The sequence below is a fragment of the Mycobacterium sp. genome, from assembly GCF_035314665.1.
Taxonomy (GTDB): Bacteria; Actinomycetota; Actinomycetes; order Mycobacteriales; family Mycobacteriaceae; genus Mycobacterium.
In genome coordinates, this window is sequence record NZ_DATFZD010000256.1 from 1 (window position 1) to 19,361 (window position 19,361).

At 63.2% G+C, this 19,361-nt stretch carries 20 protein-coding genes and 3 pseudogenes; 14 read left to right on the forward strand and 9 right to left on the reverse strand.

What is annotated here, in order from left to right:
* The 3 genes and pseudogenes from VKI00_RS18310 to VKI00_RS18320 form a co-directional block, all read left to right on the forward strand.
* Positions 1–453: pseudogene (locus VKI00_RS18310) on the forward strand (hypothetical protein); the annotation flags it as partial.
* 187 nt (positions 454–640) lie between these two features.
* Entirely contained in the window at positions 641–808 is a 168-nt protein-coding gene (locus VKI00_RS18315) for a hypothetical protein (protein ID WP_324439840.1), read from the forward strand.
* Positions 809–1,227: 419 nt separating this feature from the next.
* Positions 1,228–1,332: pseudogene (locus VKI00_RS18320) on the forward strand (amino acid ABC transporter substrate-binding protein); the annotation flags it as partial.
* A 154-nt stretch (positions 1,333–1,486) separates the two neighbouring features.
* Here VKI00_RS18320 and VKI00_RS18325 read toward each other — a convergent pair.
* On the reverse strand, positions 1,487–2,539 hold the full coding sequence (locus VKI00_RS18325; protein WP_324439877.1) for a dihydrodipicolinate synthase: 1,053 nt from the start codon (positions 2,537–2,539) through the stop codon (positions 1,487–1,489).
* Positions 2,539–3,408: a mycofactocin-coupled SDR family oxidoreductase gene (locus tag VKI00_RS18330; protein ID WP_324439842.1), complete on the reverse strand. Its 870-nt coding sequence runs from the start codon at positions 3,406–3,408 to the stop codon at positions 2,539–2,541. The genes VKI00_RS18325 and VKI00_RS18330 overlap by 1 nt, the downstream gene beginning before the upstream one ends.
* A 99-nt stretch (positions 3,409–3,507) precedes the next feature.
* On the opposite strand from VKI00_RS18330, the gene VKI00_RS18335 reads away from it, so the two are divergent.
* From VKI00_RS18335 to VKI00_RS18355, 5 genes are all read left to right on the forward strand, one after another.
* Entirely contained in the window at positions 3,508–4,233 is a 726-nt protein-coding gene (locus tag VKI00_RS18335) for a FadR/GntR family transcriptional regulator (RefSeq protein ID WP_324439844.1), read from the forward strand.
* Positions 4,234–4,388: 155 nt separating this feature from the next.
* Positions 4,389–5,567, forward strand: coding sequence for a cytochrome P450 (locus VKI00_RS18340; RefSeq protein WP_324439846.1), 1,179 nt, complete (start codon positions 4,389–4,391; stop codon positions 5,565–5,567).
* A gap of 5 nt (positions 5,568–5,572) precedes the next feature.
* Positions 5,573–6,616 (forward strand): dihydrodipicolinate reductase, encoded by a 1,044-nt coding sequence (locus VKI00_RS18345; RefSeq protein ID WP_324439848.1) that lies wholly within the window; start codon positions 5,573–5,575, stop codon positions 6,614–6,616.
* Positions 6,601–7,719, forward strand: a complete 1,119-nt coding sequence (locus VKI00_RS18350) for an ABC transporter substrate-binding protein (protein WP_324439850.1) — start codon at positions 6,601–6,603, stop codon at positions 7,717–7,719. Before VKI00_RS18345 ends, VKI00_RS18350 begins: the two co-directional genes overlap by 16 nt.
* A gap of 17 nt (positions 7,720–7,736) precedes the next feature.
* On the forward strand, positions 7,737–8,519 hold the full coding sequence (locus VKI00_RS18355) for a glucose 1-dehydrogenase (protein ID WP_324439852.1): 783 nt from the start codon (positions 7,737–7,739) through the stop codon (positions 8,517–8,519).
* 170 nt (positions 8,520–8,689) lie between these two features.
* On the opposite strand, the gene VKI00_RS18360 is transcribed toward VKI00_RS18355, so the two are convergent.
* The gene (locus tag VKI00_RS18360; protein ID WP_324439854.1) at positions 8,690–9,679 is read right to left on the reverse strand and encodes a PE-PPE domain-containing protein; all 990 of its coding nucleotides are present in this window, start codon (positions 9,677–9,679) and stop codon (positions 8,690–8,692) included.
* A 343-nt stretch (positions 9,680–10,022) separates the two neighbouring features.
* Between VKI00_RS18360 and VKI00_RS18365 the strand changes: the two genes are divergently transcribed.
* Positions 10,023–10,637 (forward strand): TetR/AcrR family transcriptional regulator, encoded by a 615-nt coding sequence (locus tag VKI00_RS18365; RefSeq protein ID WP_324439879.1) that lies wholly within the window; start codon positions 10,023–10,025, stop codon positions 10,635–10,637.
* A gap of 459 nt (positions 10,638–11,096) precedes the next feature.
* Here the strand turns inward: VKI00_RS18365 and VKI00_RS18370 are convergent, their stop codons facing one another.
* Both VKI00_RS18370 and VKI00_RS18375 read right to left on the reverse strand, forming a co-directional pair.
* Positions 11,097–11,435, reverse strand: coding sequence for a tyrosine-type recombinase/integrase (locus VKI00_RS18370; protein WP_324439856.1), 339 nt, complete (start codon positions 11,433–11,435; stop codon positions 11,097–11,099).
* Between the two features lie 48 nt (positions 11,436–11,483).
* Positions 11,484–12,080 carry a TetR/AcrR family transcriptional regulator gene (locus tag VKI00_RS18375; RefSeq protein WP_324439858.1) on the reverse strand — a complete coding sequence of 199 codons (597 nt, stop codon included), beginning with the start codon at positions 12,078–12,080 and terminating at the stop codon, positions 11,484–11,486.
* An 84-nt stretch (positions 12,081–12,164) separates the two neighbouring features.
* On the opposite strand from VKI00_RS18375, the gene VKI00_RS18380 reads away from it, so the two are divergent.
* The gene (locus tag VKI00_RS18380; RefSeq protein WP_324439860.1) at positions 12,165–12,575 is read left to right on the forward strand and encodes a DUF4345 domain-containing protein; all 411 of its coding nucleotides are present in this window, start codon (positions 12,165–12,167) and stop codon (positions 12,573–12,575) included.
* Between the two features lie 4 nt (positions 12,576–12,579).
* Complete coding sequence (locus VKI00_RS18385; protein WP_324439863.1) at positions 12,580–13,404, forward strand: SDR family oxidoreductase; 825 nt, start codon at positions 12,580–12,582, stop codon at positions 13,402–13,404.
* A gap of 412 nt (positions 13,405–13,816) precedes the next feature.
* On the opposite strand, the gene VKI00_RS18390 is transcribed toward VKI00_RS18385, so the two are convergent.
* The 3 genes from VKI00_RS18390 to VKI00_RS18400 are packed head-to-tail and all read right to left on the reverse strand — an operon-like array spanning position 13,817 to position 16,457.
* The gene (locus VKI00_RS18390) at positions 13,817–14,683 is read right to left on the reverse strand and encodes an alpha/beta hydrolase (RefSeq protein WP_324439865.1); all 867 of its coding nucleotides are present in this window, start codon (positions 14,681–14,683) and stop codon (positions 13,817–13,819) included.
* Positions 14,680–15,546: an alpha/beta hydrolase gene (locus VKI00_RS18395; RefSeq protein ID WP_324439867.1), complete on the reverse strand. Its 867-nt coding sequence runs from the start codon at positions 15,544–15,546 to the stop codon at positions 14,680–14,682. The genes VKI00_RS18390 and VKI00_RS18395 overlap by 4 nt, the downstream gene beginning before the upstream one ends.
* Before the next feature lie 56 nt (positions 15,547–15,602).
* Positions 15,603–16,457, reverse strand: coding sequence for an SDR family NAD(P)-dependent oxidoreductase (locus VKI00_RS18400; protein ID WP_324439869.1), 855 nt, complete (start codon positions 16,455–16,457; stop codon positions 15,603–15,605).
* Between the two features lie 121 nt (positions 16,458–16,578).
* On the opposite strand from VKI00_RS18400, the gene VKI00_RS18405 reads away from it, so the two are divergent.
* Complete coding sequence (locus tag VKI00_RS18405; protein ID WP_324439871.1) at positions 16,579–17,163, forward strand: TetR/AcrR family transcriptional regulator; 585 nt, start codon at positions 16,579–16,581, stop codon at positions 17,161–17,163.
* Positions 17,164–17,281: 118 nt separating this feature from the next.
* A complete protein-coding gene (locus tag VKI00_RS18410) occupies positions 17,282–18,181 on the forward strand; it encodes an SDR family oxidoreductase (protein ID WP_324439873.1) in 900 nt (299 codons plus the stop codon).
* On the opposite strand, the gene VKI00_RS18415 is transcribed toward VKI00_RS18410, so the two are convergent.
* On the reverse strand, positions 18,144–18,881 hold the full coding sequence (locus VKI00_RS18415) for a TetR/AcrR family transcriptional regulator (protein ID WP_324439875.1): 738 nt from the start codon (positions 18,879–18,881) through the stop codon (positions 18,144–18,146). The genes VKI00_RS18410 and VKI00_RS18415 overlap by 38 nt on opposite strands.
* Before the next feature lie 128 nt (positions 18,882–19,009).
* On the opposite strand from VKI00_RS18415, the pseudogene VKI00_RS18420 reads away from it, so the two are divergent.
* A pseudogene (locus VKI00_RS18420) lies at positions 19,010–19,361 on the forward strand (enoyl-CoA hydratase/isomerase family protein); the annotation flags it as partial.

Genomic DNA, 19,361 nt, shown 5'->3' on the forward strand with positions numbered 1-19,361 from the left:
GAGGACACCCTCATCGACCGCGGCGTCGACGACGTACTCGACGAGGGATATTCGCCGCCCGAGCGTCCATACGGTCGTGGCTCCTTGGGGCCGACGCCTGAAAGCTTGGACCAGCTGCTAGCCGAGGAAGAGCCGGATCCGACCATGCGGATATATGACCCGTTCGACAAGGACGAACAGCAACGCTCCGACGAAGCCGAGCGGGAGACCGAATTTCCGCAGCGAAATGAGGTTGGACGTGCGCGATCTGATGCGAGCCATTGGGTACAGCTCCGCAACTGCATGGATGTTCCCGGCGATCATCGATATAGCGGTGGCCGTCAGCACCCTGATGCTGGTTGCGCTGGGGGACAAACCAGCACGCCGGGCCCGCACCGTGACCACGCCCGCCAATACACAACCTCAAGCACTGCAACGGTTGGCGCGAACTCTGACAGGGCGTGCAATAGGTGAGGTCGCACCCACAACAACCAGCGCCCGGGCACACCCAGTAAAAGCCAGGCGGGTACCAGACTATGCATCGATACACCCCCGTCCGGCACAAGCGGTGCAGGCCTCAGCGCAGACTGCGGGCGCACGGGGCGATGCAGAAATTGCACAGGTCGATACAGACCTTGCGTCGGAACTGATCGCATCCGGTGTGACCACACAGCCCGTCGTGACGGTGATCGCGGTCCTGACAGCGAGCCGTGCTGGCGCGTCGATCAACGCTAGTGCCAAGGCCTCGGGGATCTACGACAGGACTGCGCAGCGGATCGTGGAGGCTGCCGCCGAGCGTCGGCAGGGACAGCTGGTGGCGGCTTCCTGAGACGCACCGGACGCACCGACCCGGTCGTCAATCGGAACTCGATGAATACGACCTCGTAAATGTGATCAGGCGTCACGCATTCGGTGCTCCGACGCCGGTCTGACTCGATCAGCGGACGCCCGGTTCGGCGTTCGGCCACTAATGTGCGGTTTGGCTCGATCGCCTGGCGACTGTTCGTAGATCAGCGGTAGACCAGCAAACACCCTCGGCACGGCGGCCAGCAGCGCGGACATGTTGGACTCGCCAACAACTCCGGCGTAATTCCCAGGTACTTTCGCGGAATCTGCCGTGCCTTCGCGTAACGCTACGCAGGTCAAGCCGCATTTCCGCAGGTCACCTCACGGGTTCGATTCCCGGCAGCTCCACTAAGGAAATGCTGGTCAAGGCCAAAAGCCTTGGCCAGCTTTCTCTTTTCATCACAGTCCCTGATCGGCGAGACGTACAGCAAGAACTTCCGAAGTGCCTGTCAGCGCAAGGGCATTCGCATCGTGGCCGAGGTTGCCATCGCGCAAACCGCGCAGGACGGCTCGTCAGCCCAACCGGCTGCGCAAGTGGTTGAGGAGATCCGAGAGGGGCGTGGAACATCCGCTAACCGGGTGGCAACCCGGTTTGACGTTTGTCAATGCGAGCCAAGTTGCTCTTGACGAGGGCCCGGTCGGGACCGTATTTCCGTGGACTTTAACGCCATCGGTAGGCGCCAAATACCGGTGCCGTGACGATGCCCGGGGGTGCTTGCAGCACATAGGGAATCGCGCGCACCGCGGTCATCGCAACCGCGAGCTGGCCGCCGGACGAACCGGCGAGCTCGTCGAGCGGGTTGTTGTCGATGGTCAGATCCACCCGGATCGGCGGCGCCCCGTCGATGCGGACGCGTACCAAGAACTGTTCGTCGGGAAGGTCGGGCCAATCGACGACGTCGCGGGTGGCGGTCCAGTATTCCTCGGCGACTAGCACCGGTGTGTCGTGTTGGCAGGCCGTCCACGAAAGTTTCTGGGCGATAACGCTTCCGGCCGCCAATATGCCGAACGCGACGGGCACATCGTGATCGGTTGTGGCGGTGTCGATGCTGGGACGGATGTCGTCGATCACCAACTGCAGGACGTCGGCGGTGGAGGCCAGAGCCTGCTCGTACTGGATCGAGACGGCTCGGAACATCGGTGCGTCGACGGTGATGTCCGACGGGTCCTTGCCCATTCCCATCAGGTCGACGAGCATGCCCTTTTCCGATACCGCCGAGCAATCGACGTACTCCGAAACGGTGATCCGGTCCACGCGCTGCGACAGCCCGGTGAGGGTGGTGGCCAGCCGCTCGAACATGAATCCGGGATGCTCACCGGCAGCATGAAAGCGTGCTCCGGATTGCTTGCAGGCGTCCGCGATTCGTTTCTCGGCGTCGAGGCCGTAGGTGGGCAGGTGGCTGTAGCTGGTGGTGGTGATCACGCTCTTGCCGCTGGCCAGCAGCTCGACGATGTCGTCGGTGTTGGTGTTTTCGCGGACGGCCTTCGACGCGGCGTGCAAGACGACGTCGGCGTCGAGCGCCAGGATCGCGGACTTGTCGCCGGTGACCGTGACGTTCGTCGGCGGCCGGCCGACCAGCGCGCCGGCGTCGAGGCCCACTTTTGCTGGGCTGTAGGCGAAGACCCCGGCCAGTTCGAGGCGCGGGTTATCGATGACCTCGCGCAGTTGTGCCGAACCGACGGGGCCGGTCGCCCATTGGATCACCCGGACCATCACGCCGGCCCGTTCGGAAACTTCAACAGCGCGCCCGCATCCACCCGGATCTGCTGTCCGGTGACGTAGCGTGACTCGTCGCTTGCCAGGAAGACCGCGAGGTTGGCGATGTCCTCCGGCTCGACGTAGGGGATGGGCATCGCCTGGAAGTGGGTGAAGGCCGGCTCCACATCGGCGCGGGCCGGCTTTTCCTCCTTCATGTCGGGGCGGAACACTGCATACAGCCCGTCGTTGTGCAGCAGATGCGTGTTGCAATTTGTCGGGTGGATGGCGTTCACCCGAATCATCCTGGGCGCCAGATGAAGTGCCATCTGTTCGACGTAACCGATCAGCGTGTTCTTGGCCCACGCATATCCGGCGCCGCCCGGGCCCATTAGCGGGTTGGTCGTGGTGGCGGGCATCATTCCGGCCGTCGATCCGGTCACGATGATCGAGCCGCCGTCGCCGAGGTGGGGCAGTGATACCGCGATGGTGTTCATCACGCCGAGCAGGTCGACGTCGGTGGCGTCCACAAAATCAGACGGCAGCGGATCGCCCATCGCCATCGGCAGGATGCCCGCGTTGGCAACCACGATGTCCAGGCGGGAGAGTTCGGAGAAGCCTTCGTCCAACGCGTTTCGCAGTTGATCACGTTCGCGCACGTCCGCCTTGACGGCGATGCAGCGCTGACCGAGATTCTCGACGAGTTTGGACGTCGTCTCCAGATCGTCGATCGTGGCCAGCGGATAGTTGTTGGACTCGATGTGCTCGCAGATGTCGATACAGACGATGTCGGCGCCCTCGGTGGCCATCCGGACTGCGTGCGCGCGTCCCTGACCCCGCGCCGCCCCCGTGATGAATGCGACCTTGCCGCTCAGCCGATTGCTCATGTTCTCCGTCGGGTCGTTTTCGCGCAATCTAAACCTCTAGATGTATCGTTTGTAAAGACGTTGACGGGAGACCCTGCCGGTCGGTGGTGAAGGAGTGACGTGGCGAAGCCCAAGCAGATTGCCGACGAGCTGCGCGGGCTGATCATCACCGGAGATCTCGACGAGGGCGACCTGTTGGGCACAGAGGCCGAGCTCATCGAGCGATTCGAGGTCTCGCGTCCGTCGTTGCGCGAAGCCCTGCGGACGCTCGAGGCCGAAGGCCTGATCTCGGTCGTTCGCGGCGTGTTGGGCGGGGTGATCGTGCACCGTCCCGACCAGCGCATGACCGCGCGTGCGGCGGCCCTGGTGTTGCAATCGCGTAGCGTCGCGCTGGCCGACGTGTTCGAAGCCAGCGCGGTGATCGAGCCGGCGGCGGCCAGGATGATCGCCACATCGCGTCAGCGCCAGCGCGCCGTGGCGCAGCTACGCGAGGTGATCGTCGAACAAAAGCGGTCGGTGCACGATCCGCTGGCGTGCACCAACGCCATGGTCAAATTCCACAGCGATATCGTCCACCTCGCGGGCAATCAGACGCTGATCATCATCAGCGAGATGCTCAACGAGGTCATTGCGCGGGCGGTCGCGGATGTGCGGATGCGCACCGGGCAGGAGCCGCAGACGGCGTGGCGCCGCAACATTCGCGCCAACGAGCTGCTCACCGATCTCATCGAAGCCGGCGATGGGGATGGGGCACAGGCGCATTGGAATGCGCACATGGGACGGTTGCGTCGGGCGCTGCTCGGTGAGCGTGCGGGTGCCCTGATCGATCTCAACCACCACCGTTAGCCCTGCTCGGCGGCTGGGCCCGCAGCCGCACCGCCATAAACCTCTAGAGGTATGTCTAGACGTTTATGCGGGCAGTGGGGTACCTTGAGCCCGAGCCCGCAGCCTTTCACCGAGGAAAGCGATTGAGCACCAACACCAAAAGAGCCAGCGCCCCCGTGTCGAGATTTGACTTCGTCAACGGTGCCTCGTCGCTTTCGTCGGCCGACCCGCACCCCAGCAACCATGCGTTGGCCAAGCAGGCCGTGCTCGGCCTGAACGGCAGCGTGATGGTGGCCTCCCGCGAGCTGACCACCGAAACGCTGGGCAAGCCCGAGGTGTTCTCCTCGGCCGATCTGGTCGAGCAGGGCAACACCCGGCCCTTGATCCCGCTCGGGGTCGACCCGCCCGAGCACGGGCGCTATCGGAGGCTTCTCGATCCGCTGTTTTCCCCGCGCCGGATGGAAGCCCAGGAATTCGACATCGCCGAACGGGTCAACTACTTCATCGACACCTTCATCGATCGCGGATCATGCAATTTCACAACCGAATTCGCCGAACTCTTCCCGTCAGCGGTGTTTCTCGGTCTGATGGGCCTGCCCTGGGAAGAGCTCGAAACGCTGGTGCGACTGCGGGACGGGCTGCTGCATCCCGGAGCCGTGGAGTCCACTGCCGAAGAGCGCTCCGCGATTCAACGCGACACCGCGCAACAGGTTTACGCCTATTTCGATCGGATTCTGGACGACCGCGAGGCCAACCCGCGCGGTGATGTGCTGTCGGCGATCGTCGGACATGGCGACGATGACGTGTCGCTGCCCGAGGATTCGTTGTCCCGTGATGAGGCGCTCGGCACCTGTTTCGTGTTGTTGACGGCCGGGCTCGACACCGTCACCGACTCGCTGACCTGCTTTTGGGCCTACCTGGCCCAAAATCCGGACCGGCGCCGCGAAATCGTCACCGACCCCGCGGTGATCCCGCACGCGGTCGAGGAGTTGCTGCGGTGGGAGACTCCGGTGCCGATGGTCGTGCGGTGGGCGCGAGAGGAGAGCCGCTTGGGCGGCGAGGTCGTGGCTGCGGGGCACCACGTGCTGGTCAACCTCAGCGCGGCCAACCTGGATCCCACCGAGTTCTCCGACCCGCTCACGGTTCGTTTCGACCGCGCCGGAAACCGTCATCTGGCGTTCGGCGGCGGCGCACACCGATGCCTGGGATCTCACTTGGCGCGTCGCGAGCTGCGGATCGCACTGCGCGAATGGCACCGGCGCATACCGGAATACACGCTGACACCCGGCTACGAGGTCCGGTACCGGCCACCGCTGCGATTCGTCCCCGATCTGCAGCTGTCGTGGCCACGGTGACCCGGGTGGCACAGTGGGCCACCGGCACCACCGGACGGCTTGCGCTGCGAGCCATCATCGACGCGCCCGCCCTGCAACTCGTCGGCGTGCGCGTCTATGACCCGGACAAGGTCAACTTGGATGCCGGGACGTTGGCGGGGTGCTCCGCGACCGGTGTGTTGGCCACCGACGACAACGCAAGGCTGGTGCGCACACGCCCGGACGTGGTGCTCTACATGGGCGCGGTGGAAAATCATCCCGAGGAGTGCTTCGACGACGTAACCAACCTGCTACTGGCGGGCATCGACGTGATCGCCACGGGCAGTTCATTCATCGACGTCAACGCGTTCGATCCGGCACGAGCCAAGGAAATCGATGCGGCATGCCGTCGCGGCGGCGCTACGTTCCTCGGCGTGGGGATCTTTCCCGGTTTCTGGGGAGAGGCGGTCGCCCCGCTGCTGGCCCGGCTGTCGTCTGGGTGCAGCAGGATCACGGTCCGCGAATCGCTTTCTTACGCCAGCTATCCGAGCCGGGAGATGCTCGTCGACGTGATGGGATACGGGCAGCCGCCGCAATCCACGGCGCCGCTGTTGAGCGACCCGGCGCGCGCGGGCAGTGCGTTCATCGCCACCGCGAACGTGCTGGCCCGGGCGCTGAATCTAAAAGTCGTTGCGGCCGAACCGTTTCGAGAGACGGCCGTGACCCGATCCAGCTTGAACGTCGCCGCCGGCGAGATCGCGGCTGGAACTGTGGCGGCCATGAAACTGGGCGTACGTGCGGACTGTGGCCCGGTGACCATCGTCGTCGAACATGTCACCTGGCTCGACGACGAGGTTGTCCACGAGTGGTCGACCGGTGAGGGCTACGAGATCGAATTCGACGGCGCCCCCACGCTACGGTGCAACCTTGTGCTCGGTACCAGCGGCGAGGATCGTACCGAAATGGGTTGTCTGGCAACGGCAATGCATGCCGTGCACGCGATCGAATTTGTCACGGCGGCGCCCCCGGGCATCGTGGACCTAGCCGAGACGGCGTCGATCACGGGGGGACAGGCATGGCCGCAAAGGTAACCCCCGCGCGGATCGGGCTGCTCATCGACTACCTCAACAGCGAAGGCAACTTTGACGATACGATCCTGCCGTCGCTTCAGCTGGTCGCTGACGACTATCTGCAGCGGGGCATTCTCGACCGCCCCGTCGAATTCGTCGTGCGAGCCGTGCAAGGCCTGCCCAACGGATCGTTCCGGGCAGTTCGCGATGCGTTCCATGAGCTGCTGGCCGACGACGCCCTGGTCATCTTCGGCCCGTGGGTCTCCGAGAACGGTGTCGCACTGCGGCCCTACGTCGAGAAAGCGGCCGAGGTGCCGATCATCACGATGGGCGCTTCGGAAAGCATGCTGGGGGAGTGGGTGTTCGGGCTGCCCGCCGGTTCAATGGAGGAAGAGCCCATCATCATGGCGACGGTGGCCGTCTTCGACGGTTGCCGCACCGTGGGCCTCGCCTTCGAAGATTCCCTTATTGGTCGCGAGTACCTCAGGACAGCACGGTGCGCCTGCGAACAGGCCGGCTTGACGATCACCGCAGAAGTGGCTGTCCCACAAGTGGAAGCGGACAAGCGCAAGGCAATGGCCACCCTGGCCGCCGACAAACCCGACGCCCTGATGCACGTCGGGTTCGGGCTGGGCCTGATCGGGATGAATGAGGCGCTTGAGGCGATCGGCTGGATGCCGCGCCGGTACACCACCACGGCTTTCGAGTTCGCCGCCACCTCGGACTGGTGGTGCCACCAACTGGCCGGCTGGATCGGTCTGGACCAGTACGACGAACGCAACCTCGTCGCGCAGGAGTTCCTGGATCGATTCGAAGCAAGGCACGGCCGGCGTCCCGCCTATTTCTTCCCGATCTACTGCTACGACGTCGGCCGGCTGATGATGACGGCGCTGGCGGCAGCGCGGCCGTTGAGCGGCCCCGCGGTCAAAGAGGCGCTGGAGCGCATCAAGATGCTCGCGGCCGCTAGCGGGGCGCCCGGCACGCGGTTGCGCTTCGGCAAGTTCATCCGGCACGGCTGGATGGGCAGCGAGTTCCTGGTGGCCCGCCGCGTGCTGCCGGACGGCAGCAGATCGGTTCTGCACGCCACGATCGAGGGCCTCATCGAGTCACCCGATCCGATGTGACTGGCAGGAGTTTGTTTGTGGCAGAACAACATCCGAGTGAAATGTTCAATCTGGCGGGCCGAGTCGCGGTGGTCACCGGTTCCACCCGTGGTCTCGGGCGGGCCATCGTGGACGGCTTATCCCGGGCGGGCGCATCGGTGGTGGTGTCCAGCCGAAAGCAGGACCGCTGCGACGAGGTCGCGGCGCAGATCCGGGCAGCCGGCGGCACAGCAGTCGGGATTGCCTGTCACGTCGGCGAATGGGACGCCATACCGGATTTCCTCGACGCGGTGGTCAATCACTACGGGCGCATCGACGTGCTGTTCAACAACGCCGGAATCAACCCGCCGGTCCAGGACGTCAGTGTCGTCTCAGCCGAGTTGTGGCGCAAGGTATTCAACGTCAACGTCGAGGGTGCGCTGCGGATGAGCCAGTGCATCGCGCCGGTGATGCGCGACGGTGGCGGTGGCAGCATCGTCAACATCGGCTCCATGGAGGGCTACTGCCCGTCACATCCACGTTCAGTCGTTTACGGTGCGTCCAAGGCGGCGCTGCGCAATCTCACCGTGTCGATGGCAAACACCTGGTCGCCGTGGGCGGTGCGAGTTAACCTGCTCTGCCCCGGCCCCTTCGCGACCGAGATGCTGGTCGACGCCGAGCAGGTATACCCGGGCTCGCTGGACATGCTGGCCGGGATGAATCCTCAGCACCGCGTCGCCGAGCTTCACGAAATCATAGGCCCCGCACTGTATCTGGCCAGCGATGCGTCGTCCTTTGTGACCGGAGACGACATCGCGGTCAGCGGCGGCATGCGTAAATAGCCGAAAGGGTTCCGCCGCACTCTCGGATCCAATAATCCCAGAGGGGACCGAGCCGTCGATTTCTTCGTAACTCTCTATCAATGTTGGGGTGACCGCGCCTCGATCCGTCGCTGCGCGGGCCGCTAAGCAGATTTGTCTTACTCTGCTGCTGGGTGCGCCCACGAGTCGGGTCAGAACATGTTGGTCAAATACAGTTGCAGGGACTCGAATAGGCTCTCGAACAGTCCGCTGCTGCCGATCCCGTTATCGAGTGCACCAATAAGCGCATCGAAGCTGTTGATGTTGTCGGAGATGTCGATATTTGTGAGGTCGCCGTCGATCGACGTGGTCGCGTCAGCGATTTGCGTCGGTGTCAAACCCAAGTATTCCGCGTGCGTGGTGAACAGGTTGTACAGCGAATCCCACAGACCTCCGGCTGTGAAGTCCTGTTGGAAGTCGGCGACCCCGTCGCCGTCGAGCGTGTAGATCGTCGCCGGGTATAGATCATTGGGGGTCACGTTGGCTAGGACGCTGTACACGCCGGAATCGCTGAGGCCGAGATCGGTGAGAATAGTGTTCGCCTCACTCGAGCCGATTAGCGAGTCCAGGTCTGGCATCAGATTCGGCCCTATGCCGCTCGGGAGGGAGGGGTCACCGATGAACACGAAGTGCAGATCGGCGCTGGGGATGCCGTCTTTGGCGAGTTGGGTCATGGCGACCGACTCGGCGGCGGCGCTTTGGGAGTATCCAAAGATCGTCAGCGGGTCCTCGGCGCTGAAAGCGCCTGGGTTCGCGGTGAATTCGTTCTCGACGGCGAGAACGACGTCGTCCGCGTCGGTGAGACTGCTCGGGCCCTGCTGGATCAGCTCGGGCGTCGTCAGCACCTGCAGCGGCGCGGCACATGGGTCGGTCCCGACCATGTCGCAGACCGTCGAATAGGTCGCGCCATCGTCGAAACCCAGCGGGTGCAGATACAGATTCTCGGCGGCCTGCGCGAATGAGGTCGACGGGGTCGACTCGAAGGTTCCGCCGAGGATGATCGCCGTGTCGCTGCCGGATAGCGGGTCGTCTGCGTCGCCGGACGCGAACGCCGCCGTCAGCACCGACGTCAGCATGAGCACCCCGCCGCCGGTGCACGCTAGCAACCCGAACCGCCGCCAACCAAACGTGTGAGCACTCATTGCGACCCCTTCAATCCCGTTGAACGGATTCCTCCGAAAATGTACGAATCTGGCAGAACGTATCATTTCCGTGCTGTGGCTGGCCAGAGTTTGGTGAACGAATGCGCCGCCATGCGGGGCAAGCACCTGCGTAGCCCTGCCGTGTATCCGCACACCCCGCGTCATCAGGGCACACCGAAACAACAGCACGACACCGCTGATGGGTCCGACGCGATGCCTGGACGACTAGTGTTCAGCACAATTAACGAAGCAGAGAACTGCGATCACAACAGCAGCCAGGCCACGTGAAGTCAGGACACCAAGATTGCCAACATCGCCACGGCACCGCGGCCGCGGCCGACCGGTGGGCGGCGGCAACACCGCTGAGCAGACACGCGAGATCCTCCTGGACGCCGCTGAGCGGTCTTTTCGAGTCCGCGGTCATCGCGGATCGACCATGGAAACCATCGCACAAGACGCCGGCTATTCACGGGCTGCGCTGTACCGCCAATTCCCCAACCGCGAAAGTCTCGACGCCGCGCTCATTCAACGAACGACGCAACGGCACATGCTTCGTCTGCTAGAGCGCCACGAGAGCGCTGGCCCTGTCGAGATGATCGTGGACACTCTAGTGATCGTCGCCACTGAACTCGCCCACGACCCGCTACTCAAAACCATCTCAGAAGCGGATGATGAGGGCACCGTCGCCCAGATGTTGGCCAACAGCAGTACCGTAATGCGGCTGGCCGAACCGCGGATAGAAGCCATGCTTCGCGAGGACGCCGGGCAGCACTTCCGGCGCGGCATCCACCCCCAAGACCTGACCCAGTTCCTCATCGCAACCGCCCTGAGTCTTCTCCTCGGCATCATTCCCGATAGCGAAAACGCCGACGTCGCACGACATTACATTGAGGTCTTCGTCCTTCCCGCCATCATCAGAGACCCGCCCCAACCCCGTGCGGTGTTCCCCCGGGCTTGACAACCGTTGAGCCGCGGTCTCTTTCGGAGTCAATGCCGAGAACGGACTGGGTTGTGTCAGATTATCGGCGAGGTCGGGATCTGGAGCTGGTGTTGGCGAGCGGACCGACCTGACAGATGTCGACGTTATCGGCGGCCGAGGGTCCGCGGACTGGGCCTAGGGCATAGGCGTCGTGTCTTGCGGCGGCGGATGATCGTGTGGTTCTACGACCTCGAGGGCAACCGTCTCGAATTAAGCCGGCCGGTGTCCACGGCGCGGTGATCGGCACTTCTCTGCCGCGCTTTATCTATGTGGGCCTTCGAAGGCCGCTGCTTCGTTGGCGGAGCCAAATTTCGCTGGTACTCGCGATCCCGGAAGGTGTTGATGCCATCAACACCTTCCGCGTATCCCCAGGTCGTTTGGCGTTATTTGGCGTCGTTTCGCGTCGTCGATTCCACTGTTTCCGCAGTTCAGCGCGATTTATGCGCCTGGTTCGATTCCCGGCAGCTCCACTGAGAAAGTGCTGGTCAGAGCCACAGGCTCTGGCCAGCTTTCTTTTGTGGGCACATTTTGGGCACACCCCGAAACAAGGTCGCCCATCTTATTGGTCACGTCGTCAAGGTCGTCCGGGAACTGGTGCCCGTACTGATCCAGCGTCATGGTCGCCGTTTTATGGCGTAGTTGCGACTGCACCGTCTTGACATTCGCCCCCGAGGCGATCATCGGCGAGGCCGCAGTGTGCCTTAGCTCATGGAAGCGCATTCGACCGAGCCGCTCGAGCAGGTCGCCCGTCACCTCAATGAACTCATATCCCAGCACCCCCCGGTGCAACCCGAGATCGGCGTCGCCGGCGGTAAGCCACCACCGTTATTGGCCCATCGCTTGATCGATGAGCGTCGTCGCCGCCTTACGTGCGTGTGTCCAGGGAGCGGGGTCGTCGAGCGAGGTCGACAAGGCGGCAGCACCTTCGTAAAGAAGGCCGAGTTGGTTGCCCAGCAGTGTGGGGTTGGCCGCTCCGGCCTGCCGGGCCAGCGTGATCAGGCCCTTGATGTAGGCGCGCTTGTGTTCGTGGACGATGTCGTGAATTTCCGGCATGACCTCGGACGCCTCCACGGCGGCATTGTGGAAGGGACAGCCGCGCATCTGCCCGCCCGGTGAAGGGGTCTCGAACAGGGCGAGTATGCGCTCGCGCGGTATGCGGTTGGCGGCGTCCAGGCCGGGCCGGATGGGGTCACCGACGCCCTGCTGAATGCAACGCAAGTACTCCTCGACAACAGCCGCTTTACTCGGAAAGTGTTGATAGAGGGTCCGTTTGGACACCGACGCTTCGCTGGCGAGTCGTCCGACACCGGTGGCGTTGATGCCCTCGCGGTAGAACAGGTCGGTGGCCGTATTGAGGATGCGCTGTCGTGCGCCGCGGCCGCCGCGCCCATCGGTGGAGCGTGCCTCACGCTGGGTGGTCATAGCCCAAGCATACCGATCGGTTTACATCGTGCGCACAGAGGAGTAACGTCGGCCGAAGTTAGTACACCGATCGGTATACAAGGAGTGAGCGTGATCCAGCAAAGTAGCGACAGCCGGCGAAGATTGCAATGGACGCTCGGGGTGCTCGCGGCGATACCCGTGGCGAGCGCAGCCGGTGAGATTCTTCGAGGCCCGCAGGGGGTGCCGGGTGGCTCACCCGATGTGATTCCGACCGTGGACAGTTCTCTCCGCTATGCCAACGTGTTCAAATTCGCGGTCGGGCCTGTCATCTGGTCTCAACTCGGACGAGTCGAGCGTTCGCCGGCCTTATCTTTCGCGGCGACAACCATTGCCATTGGCGGCCTCGCGCGGCTGAGGTCATGGCAACAACGCGGGCGTCCGCACCCCATGACCGTGGGGGCGATCACGCTCGAGACCATCGGAGTGCCGATCCTGCTCGCCTGGCAGCGGCGCCTTTCCGCGAAGGCGGTCTGAACAGATGCCTTCCGTACTGGTTACCGGCGCAGGCAGAGGAATCGGCCTGGCGATCACCGAGCGCATGAGCCGGCGAGGCTGGAACGTCTATGCCACCGCTCGATCCGACGCCGCCCTCGACAGCCTCGACCGCTTGCCCAATGTTCACGCGATCGCGCTCGACATCACCGACCGGTCCGCGATTGCAGCGCTCTCTGATCAGCTTCCCGCTGAGCTGAACGGCGTCGTCAACAACGCCGGCATCATCGTCAACGGGCCGGTCGAGGGTTTATCCCTCGATGATCTGACCCAGCAACTCGACATCAACGTCATCTCGCAGATCGCAGTGACGCAGGCGGTGCTGCCGAAAATCCGTAACGCCCGGGGGCGGGTGGTATTCATGTCATCGGTCAGTGGATTGTTCACCACACCGGGCACCGGCGCCTACAACGCATCGAAGTACGCCATCGAGTCCCTGGCCGATGCCCTCCGTATGGAGTTGCGTCCGTGGCGCATTCCCGTGTCACTCATCGAGCCAGGGCCGATCCGTACCGACATGTGGGCTGACGCGCTCGACGACTACGACCATATGACCAAACAACTCAGTGACGAGCATCGCCGACTGTATGCGTCGCACCTCGCGGGGAGTCGCAAGTTGATGGGACGTCTGCAAAAACGTGCTGCCGATCCCAAAAAGGTCACGAAGGCCGTCGATCACGCACTGACATCGAGGCGTCCTAAGCGTCGCTACCTGCTAGATATCGTCAGTCGCGCCCAGAAAACCGTCGTCGCAATCACGCCGACCGCGGTCAACGACGCGGTTCTGGCAGCGGCAACCACATCGAGATAACTATCAACGCTTTTCATCAGAGTTGGGCCTTATCCCGGCCAACGCCAAAGGTGTTGAATTACAGCCGATGTCGCTGATTAGCATTCCTTGCGCCCCACATCGCATGCTGCGCATATCTGGGCGCTCGAAGCGAGCGCAACTGGGCGTTCTCAGTCGAGCGAACGGCTGGACACATTTTGGCCACACTCAGTGTGCACAGGGCCAATTCTGGTGAATCACATTCGATGTCGTTTCACAGCTCAGTGCCGGTTCGGCTCAGAGACCAGCATCCCGAAACGGGTTCGATTCCGGGCAGCTCCACCGAGAAAATGCTGGCCAGGGCGAAAGGCTTGGCCTGTCTTCGTTATGGCCAACGCGCCGTCAAGGGCACGTGCGCCCTCGAAGCTTCAAAATGTGAGGTGTGGGTTCTCGGTTAATCATCAATGAATTTCATTGCGGTGGAGGCGAACTCGGCGTGGTACTGGAAGATCGCGCCGTGGCCGGAGTCGGGGTAGATGACGAGCTTCGAGCCTGCGATCCGACGGTGCATGTCTTCGGAGAGAACGCTGGGGACCATGCGGTCGTTGTCGCCGTTCGCGATCAATGTCGGCTGGGTGATAACGGACAGATCGGCAGGTGTTGAGCGCCCCCAACGTTTGATCGCTTTGAGTTGAGTTAGGAAGGCTTTCACCGCGATCGGCTTGTCTCGATCTTCGGTGCGTTCTTCGAGGCGCTGGACGAACTCGCGTGCAGCGCGTTTGCCGATGTCGTCGCGGTTGAAGAACAAAAATTCCTTGGGGTCCTGCCGGGAAAGGGTCGCACGCAGTGTGTCGTAATAAGTGGTTCCGGCAACCTTGTCAATGCCTTCTCCGCCTGCAGGTCCGGTCCCGGTGAGGATCAATTTGCGGACGAGTTCGGGATGTTTCATCACCAGTGCCTGAGCGACCATCCCGCCGAGAGAGAACGACAAGATGTCCACGGTGTCGAAACCGAGTGCGGTGATGAATGCGTAGGCATCATCGGCCATTGACTCAATGGTGTCGGGAACGGTCCCGCTAGAGGCTCCCACGCCGCGGTTGTCGAAAGCGATGATGTGATGCCGCCGTGCGATCGGATCGATGATCCGGGGATCCCAGTTGTCCAGCGTGGCGGCTAGGTGGACGAAGAAGATGACGGGAACCCCGCCCTTCGGCCCGAGTTCGCGGTAGGCGTAGGTGACACCCGCTGCGGTGACAGTGCGCGACGGCGCATGTCTGTACGACGTGATCGCGTAGTTGTGCTGACTCGGATGTGCGCTCATGACGTTCTCCTTAAGGTGTCTGAAGCTGATTCCCCGGCGAGGAATTGCAGCGCGTCCGGTACGAAGGTTCGGTGGTGCTGGAACACGCCGCCGTGTCCCGAGTTGGGGTAGATCTTCAGTCGGGCGTTCGGCAGTCGGCGTGCCATGTCGGCTGAGTGGCTGCTGTCGACCATGAGGTCGTGGTCGCCGTTTGCGACGAAGACGGGCTGGGTGACGACCGAGAGGTCGTCGGGTTGACTCTTCCCGGCGTGGCGGATGGCTTTGAGCTGAGCGATTCGGGCCTGCATCGAGATTCGCTTGTCACGGTCGTGGGTGCGCTCCTTGAGGCGGTTGAAGTAGTCCGACGCGGCGCGTTTGCCCTCGGCGGTACGCGGAAAGAACAGGAAATTCCTGGGGTCGCTGAACGTCAGGCCCGCTTTGAGGTAGGCGACGACGGCGATCTTGGTGATCTGGTCGATGCCGCCGCCGCCGCGCGGACCCGTGCCGGCGAGGATCATTCGTCGCACGAGGTCCGGTGCTTGTAGAGCGACCATCTGCGCGACCCCGCCGCCGAGCGAAAACCCGAATAGGTCAACCCTTTCGAGGCCCAATGTGCGGATGAAAGCGATTGCGTCGGCGCCCATCTGCTCGACCGTGTGTGGCACCGACGAGCCCGTCCCGCCGACACCGCGGTTGTCGAAGGCGATCACGCGATGGTGCGCAGCGATACCTTCAAGGATTCGCGGGTCCCAGTCGTCGAGGACCGCGGTCAGGTGGTGCAGGAATATAACCGGAACGTCTGTGCCAGAGCCGAGTTCACGGTAGGCGAACTCGACGCCGCCGACGTTGATTTTGCGATTCGGAGTATCTTTCCACGTAGTCATTTCGTGCCTTTCGATTCGATCGTGTTTCCTCGCAGGGACATTGGGAGGTTTGGTTGTCACAGTGCGGTGCGGGATCGCGCATCGAGTTCGGACAAGGCGGCCAGGGTCCGCCGGTCACGAGCCAGATGCGAATCCATGGCTGGGGCGATGAGCCCCCGTAGCGCCGAGATTGGTTTCCACCGGGACGGCTCCATGACGCGCGGCGAACGATGCGTGAGGCCGTTGGCGATTGCGGTCGCGGCAATGTCGGGCTGAAGGCGTTTGAGAAGCGCCCGCGGCAGGGTCGCGAGCAGGGCGTCGACGACGAGATCGTCGTCGACGCCCTGCTTGATCATGTTCGTCTCGATGAGTGAGAAGTAGGCGATCGTGGTCGAGACGCCGTGCGCGGCCAGCTCCACATGCAGTCCTCGGCCGAGTTGCTCGACAGCTGCTTTGCTCATGGCATAGGGAATCGTGCCCATCCCGTTGAGAAACGCGAATACCGAACTGATTAGGACGAATTGGCCGCGGTGAGCGATCACTTGATCCATGGCCGCCTGGATGGTGTTGACGACGCCCGAGACGTTGACCGCGAGCACGGACTCAATCGACGACATCGGCATGGCGCGCAATGTTGCGGCGCGAGACAAGATGCCCGCGTTGGCGATCGCGACGTCAACCCGTCCGAAGCGGTCGACGACATCGGCGACGGCGACGTCGAGAGCGTCGCGAGAACACACGTCGGCGATCGAGCCCATTGCCGAGAGTGACGACATCTGCGAGGCGATCTGTGGCGTCTCGGGATCAACATCCACGAGCGCCACTTTCGCGCCGCGGCCGATGAGTTCCCGGGCGGTAGCGCTGCCGATTCCGCCGGTTCCGCCGGTGATGAGCACGACCTTCCCGCGCAGGTCGTAAGCCTGACGTGTCATCGCGTATCCCGCTCTTCCTCGCTGTCGCCGTTATTGGCGTACGATCGTAATATTACGACTGTAAGGCAATCGGGTATGATTGGCAAGGACGACTTTCAGATGACGACGGAGGACGCGAGCTGTGGCGAGGTACGACTCGGAACACAAAGCCGCAACGCGGCGGCGAATCATCGAGACCGCGGGTCGACGTCTCAAGCAGGACGGCATCGACGGTTCAGGTGTCGCTGGGCTCATGACTGACGCGGGGCTCACCAACGGCGCGTTCTACGCGCACTTCGAGTCCAAGGACGATCTCGTGGCCAACGTCGTCGCCGATCAGCTAGCCACCCAGTGCGCCGTCCTTGACTCGCTACCCGAGGGCCGGGCGGCACTGGAGGAATTCATCCTCGACTACCTCGCGCCACATCATCGGGATCACCCGAGCACGGGTTGCCCGTCGGCTGCCCTGCTTGATGAGATTGGCCGCTGCGATGACGCCGTCCGCGATTCCTACACCGAGGGAATGCAATCCATCGTCGACGTGATTGCAGCGCACTTGTCGCCACATGACCCGTCCGCCGCACGCACCAGGGCGGTCGGGCTTTTCACACTCCTCGTGGCCACCCTTCAACTCGCACGCGCCGTCTCCGACCCGAAACTCTCAGACGACATCCTCGAATCAGGCATTCGCAATGCGCAGATCCTCCTGGACTGTGGGGAGTTGTAATCGGGTCCTCGGAGATGCCAAGCGCGCCAGCGGGCGTCGGCCGCACTTCGCGGCTGGGCCGTTAGGTCGGCGGGAACGTCGGTTTGCGTTCCGGCTATAACGAAGTTACATTCGTCCAATGCGTCGCAAGCTGGCAGGTCGAAGAGTCGTTATCACCGGAGCGGCACGTGGCATCGGGGAGAAGGTCGCACGTGTTGCCGCCGCCCGGGGTGCTCAGCTGGCGTTGATCGGACTTGAGCCTGATCGGTTGCGTACCCTCGCCGATGACCTGGGCCCCGGCGCGTCGTGGTGGGAGGCCGATGTCCGTGACGGGGCGGCTCTACGGTCGGCGATCGATGCGTGTGCCGAGACGATGGGTGGTATCGACATCGTCGTTGCCAATGCTGGGGTTGTGGCCTATGGGACGGTGCGCCAGATGGATTCGGCGTCATTTGAGCGAGTGGTGGACATCAACCTCAACGGTGTGTACCGCACCCTCAAGTACGTGACGCCGCATCTGGAGCGCAGTCGCGGCCATATCGCCGTCATAGCGTCGGCGATTTCGTTCACGCCGCTGGCTGGAATGGCCTCATATGCCGCGAGCAAGGCCGGAGTGGAAATGCTCGCCCTGGCATATCGCCAGGAGGTGGCGCACCTCGGCGTCACGGTCGGACTCGTGCATCCCTCGTGGATTGATACGGACCTAGTCCGAGGCGCCGAGGCTGACATTCCCTCCTTTCAAGACCTACGCAAACGGTTGCCGTACCCGGGCAACGTGACCACGAGCGTCGACCGGGCAGCTGCCGCGATCGTCGATGGACTCGAGCGCCGGCGCAGCCGGGTGTACGTGCCGCGCGCGGTTATCGTCGCCAACTGGGCTAAGGCTGCGCTGAATTCGCCGGCGGCATGGCCCTGGATGAGGCGCTTTGCCGCTGACGTGGTGCCGGTCCTCGAAAGGGAGTGCGAGGCATTGGGGAGGCACGACCAACTCGTGCCAGTCGTCAACGGTTCCGCTTGCGAGACTGGGTCGCCCGAGTAACCCGGCGCTTGTCTGCACGCGTGATCGAGTCGTAAAGGCGCACGGCCGCCTCATGCGAGGCCTGGGCTCGTTCGCGGGTATCGCCCAGCCCCACAGATAGATTCACACCCATCGGCAGCATCACCTGCCTGACCGGGTCATCGAAGCCGACGAAGGTCTCCACCAACTCGAGGGTGATGAAGCCGTGCACGTAGCTCCACAGCTGTGCAGCTACACCCTCAGCTTCTTGTTCGTTGATCCTGCCTGAGCTGACAAGCCGCTCGCACGCTTCTGCGATATGGGCGTAGGCGGCTTGGAAGGCCGGAGAGCGGCCGCTATAACGAACATCAGTGTCCCGCAGCGGTCGGTACGTCGCGCGGGTCGACAGCCCGAACATCAGGTCATACAAATGGGGGTTCTCGCGGGCGACCCGCCGACACGTCAACGCCTCGACGGCCAGATCGGTGATCGGATCCTCCGTCACCGGCAACTGAGCAAGCGCGTCGTCGAGTTCCTTGAAGCCATAGTCGACGACGGCACGGGTGAGCTCAGGGATTCCACCGAAGTGGTGGTAGACGACCATCGTCGACAGCCCGGCCGCCGACGCCACCGTCCGCGCCTTAATAGCCGAGGGGCCTTGCTCGGCCAGTAGACGGATCGTGGCGTGAATGAGCCGTTCGCGCACGCCATCCGGTGTCGGACTCTCTGACTTGTCCAGCATGCTTCCTCACTGATTCCACATCCGACCCCTCCCGCAGAGGTGACACACGGAGGTGACTGTTGCCATTGTCTTGTAACTTCGTTATAGTACCGTATAACTTCGTTACAGCAGCAGCGGAAGGACACACCATGAGCGGCCACCTTGGGATCGAGGATCGCGGAGCCATGCTGATCGTTCGGATCGACGGCGGACAGCACAGCCTGTTCGGCCTCGACATCGCCAACGAGCTCGAAGAGTTGGTGGACCGCGTCGACCGTGATCCAAGCTTGCACGCCGTCGTGTTCACGGGGGCGCGTCCCGGCCGGTTCGTCAGCCATGCTGACGTGCGGTGGCTGCAAGAGGAGGGTGCTGCGGTCCCTCCGTTGGGCCGACGCGGCGCCTCTGCCGTCGCACGCGTGGCCAGGGGCGCAGATCGCGCCCGTGTCCTGGAGCCGGTGGTGCGCAGGACTCCGTTGTGGGGCGCTGTCCAACTCGACCGCC

Coding starts and splice junctions, on each gene's coding strand:
- VKI00_RS18360 (WP_324439854.1), bottom strand. CDS start 9,679: ATGAGTGCTCACACGTTTGGTTGGCGGCGGTTCGGGTTGCTAGCGTGC.
- VKI00_RS18395 (WP_324439867.1), bottom strand. CDS start 15,546: ATGACTACGTGGAAAGATACTCCGAATCGCAAAATCAACGTCGGCGGC.
- VKI00_RS18325 (WP_324439877.1), bottom strand. CDS start 2,539: ATGGTCCGGGTGATCCAATGGGCGACCGGCCCCGTCGGTTCGGCACAA.
- VKI00_RS18410 (WP_324439873.1), top strand. CDS start 17,282: ATGCGTCGCAAGCTGGCAGGTCGAAGAGTCGTTATCACCGGAGCGGCA.
- VKI00_RS18375 (WP_324439858.1), bottom strand. CDS start 12,080: ATGACCACCCAGCGTGAGGCACGCTCCACCGATGGGCGCGGCGGCCGC.
- VKI00_RS18400 (WP_324439869.1), bottom strand. CDS start 16,457: ATGACACGTCAGGCTTACGACCTGCGCGGGAAGGTCGTGCTCATCACC.
- VKI00_RS18385 (WP_324439863.1), top strand. CDS start 12,580: ATGCCTTCCGTACTGGTTACCGGCGCAGGCAGAGGAATCGGCCTGGCG.
- VKI00_RS18350 (WP_324439850.1), top strand. CDS start 6,601: ATGGCCGCAAAGGTAACCCCCGCGCGGATCGGGCTGCTCATCGACTAC.
- VKI00_RS18390 (WP_324439865.1), bottom strand. CDS start 14,683: ATGAGCGCACATCCGAGTCAGCACAACTACGCGATCACGTCGTACAGA.
- VKI00_RS18415 (WP_324439875.1), bottom strand. CDS start 18,881: ATGCTGGACAAGTCAGAGAGTCCGACACCGGATGGCGTGCGCGAACGG.
- VKI00_RS18330 (WP_324439842.1), bottom strand. CDS start 3,408: ATGAGCAATCGGCTGAGCGGCAAGGTCGCATTCATCACGGGGGCGGCG.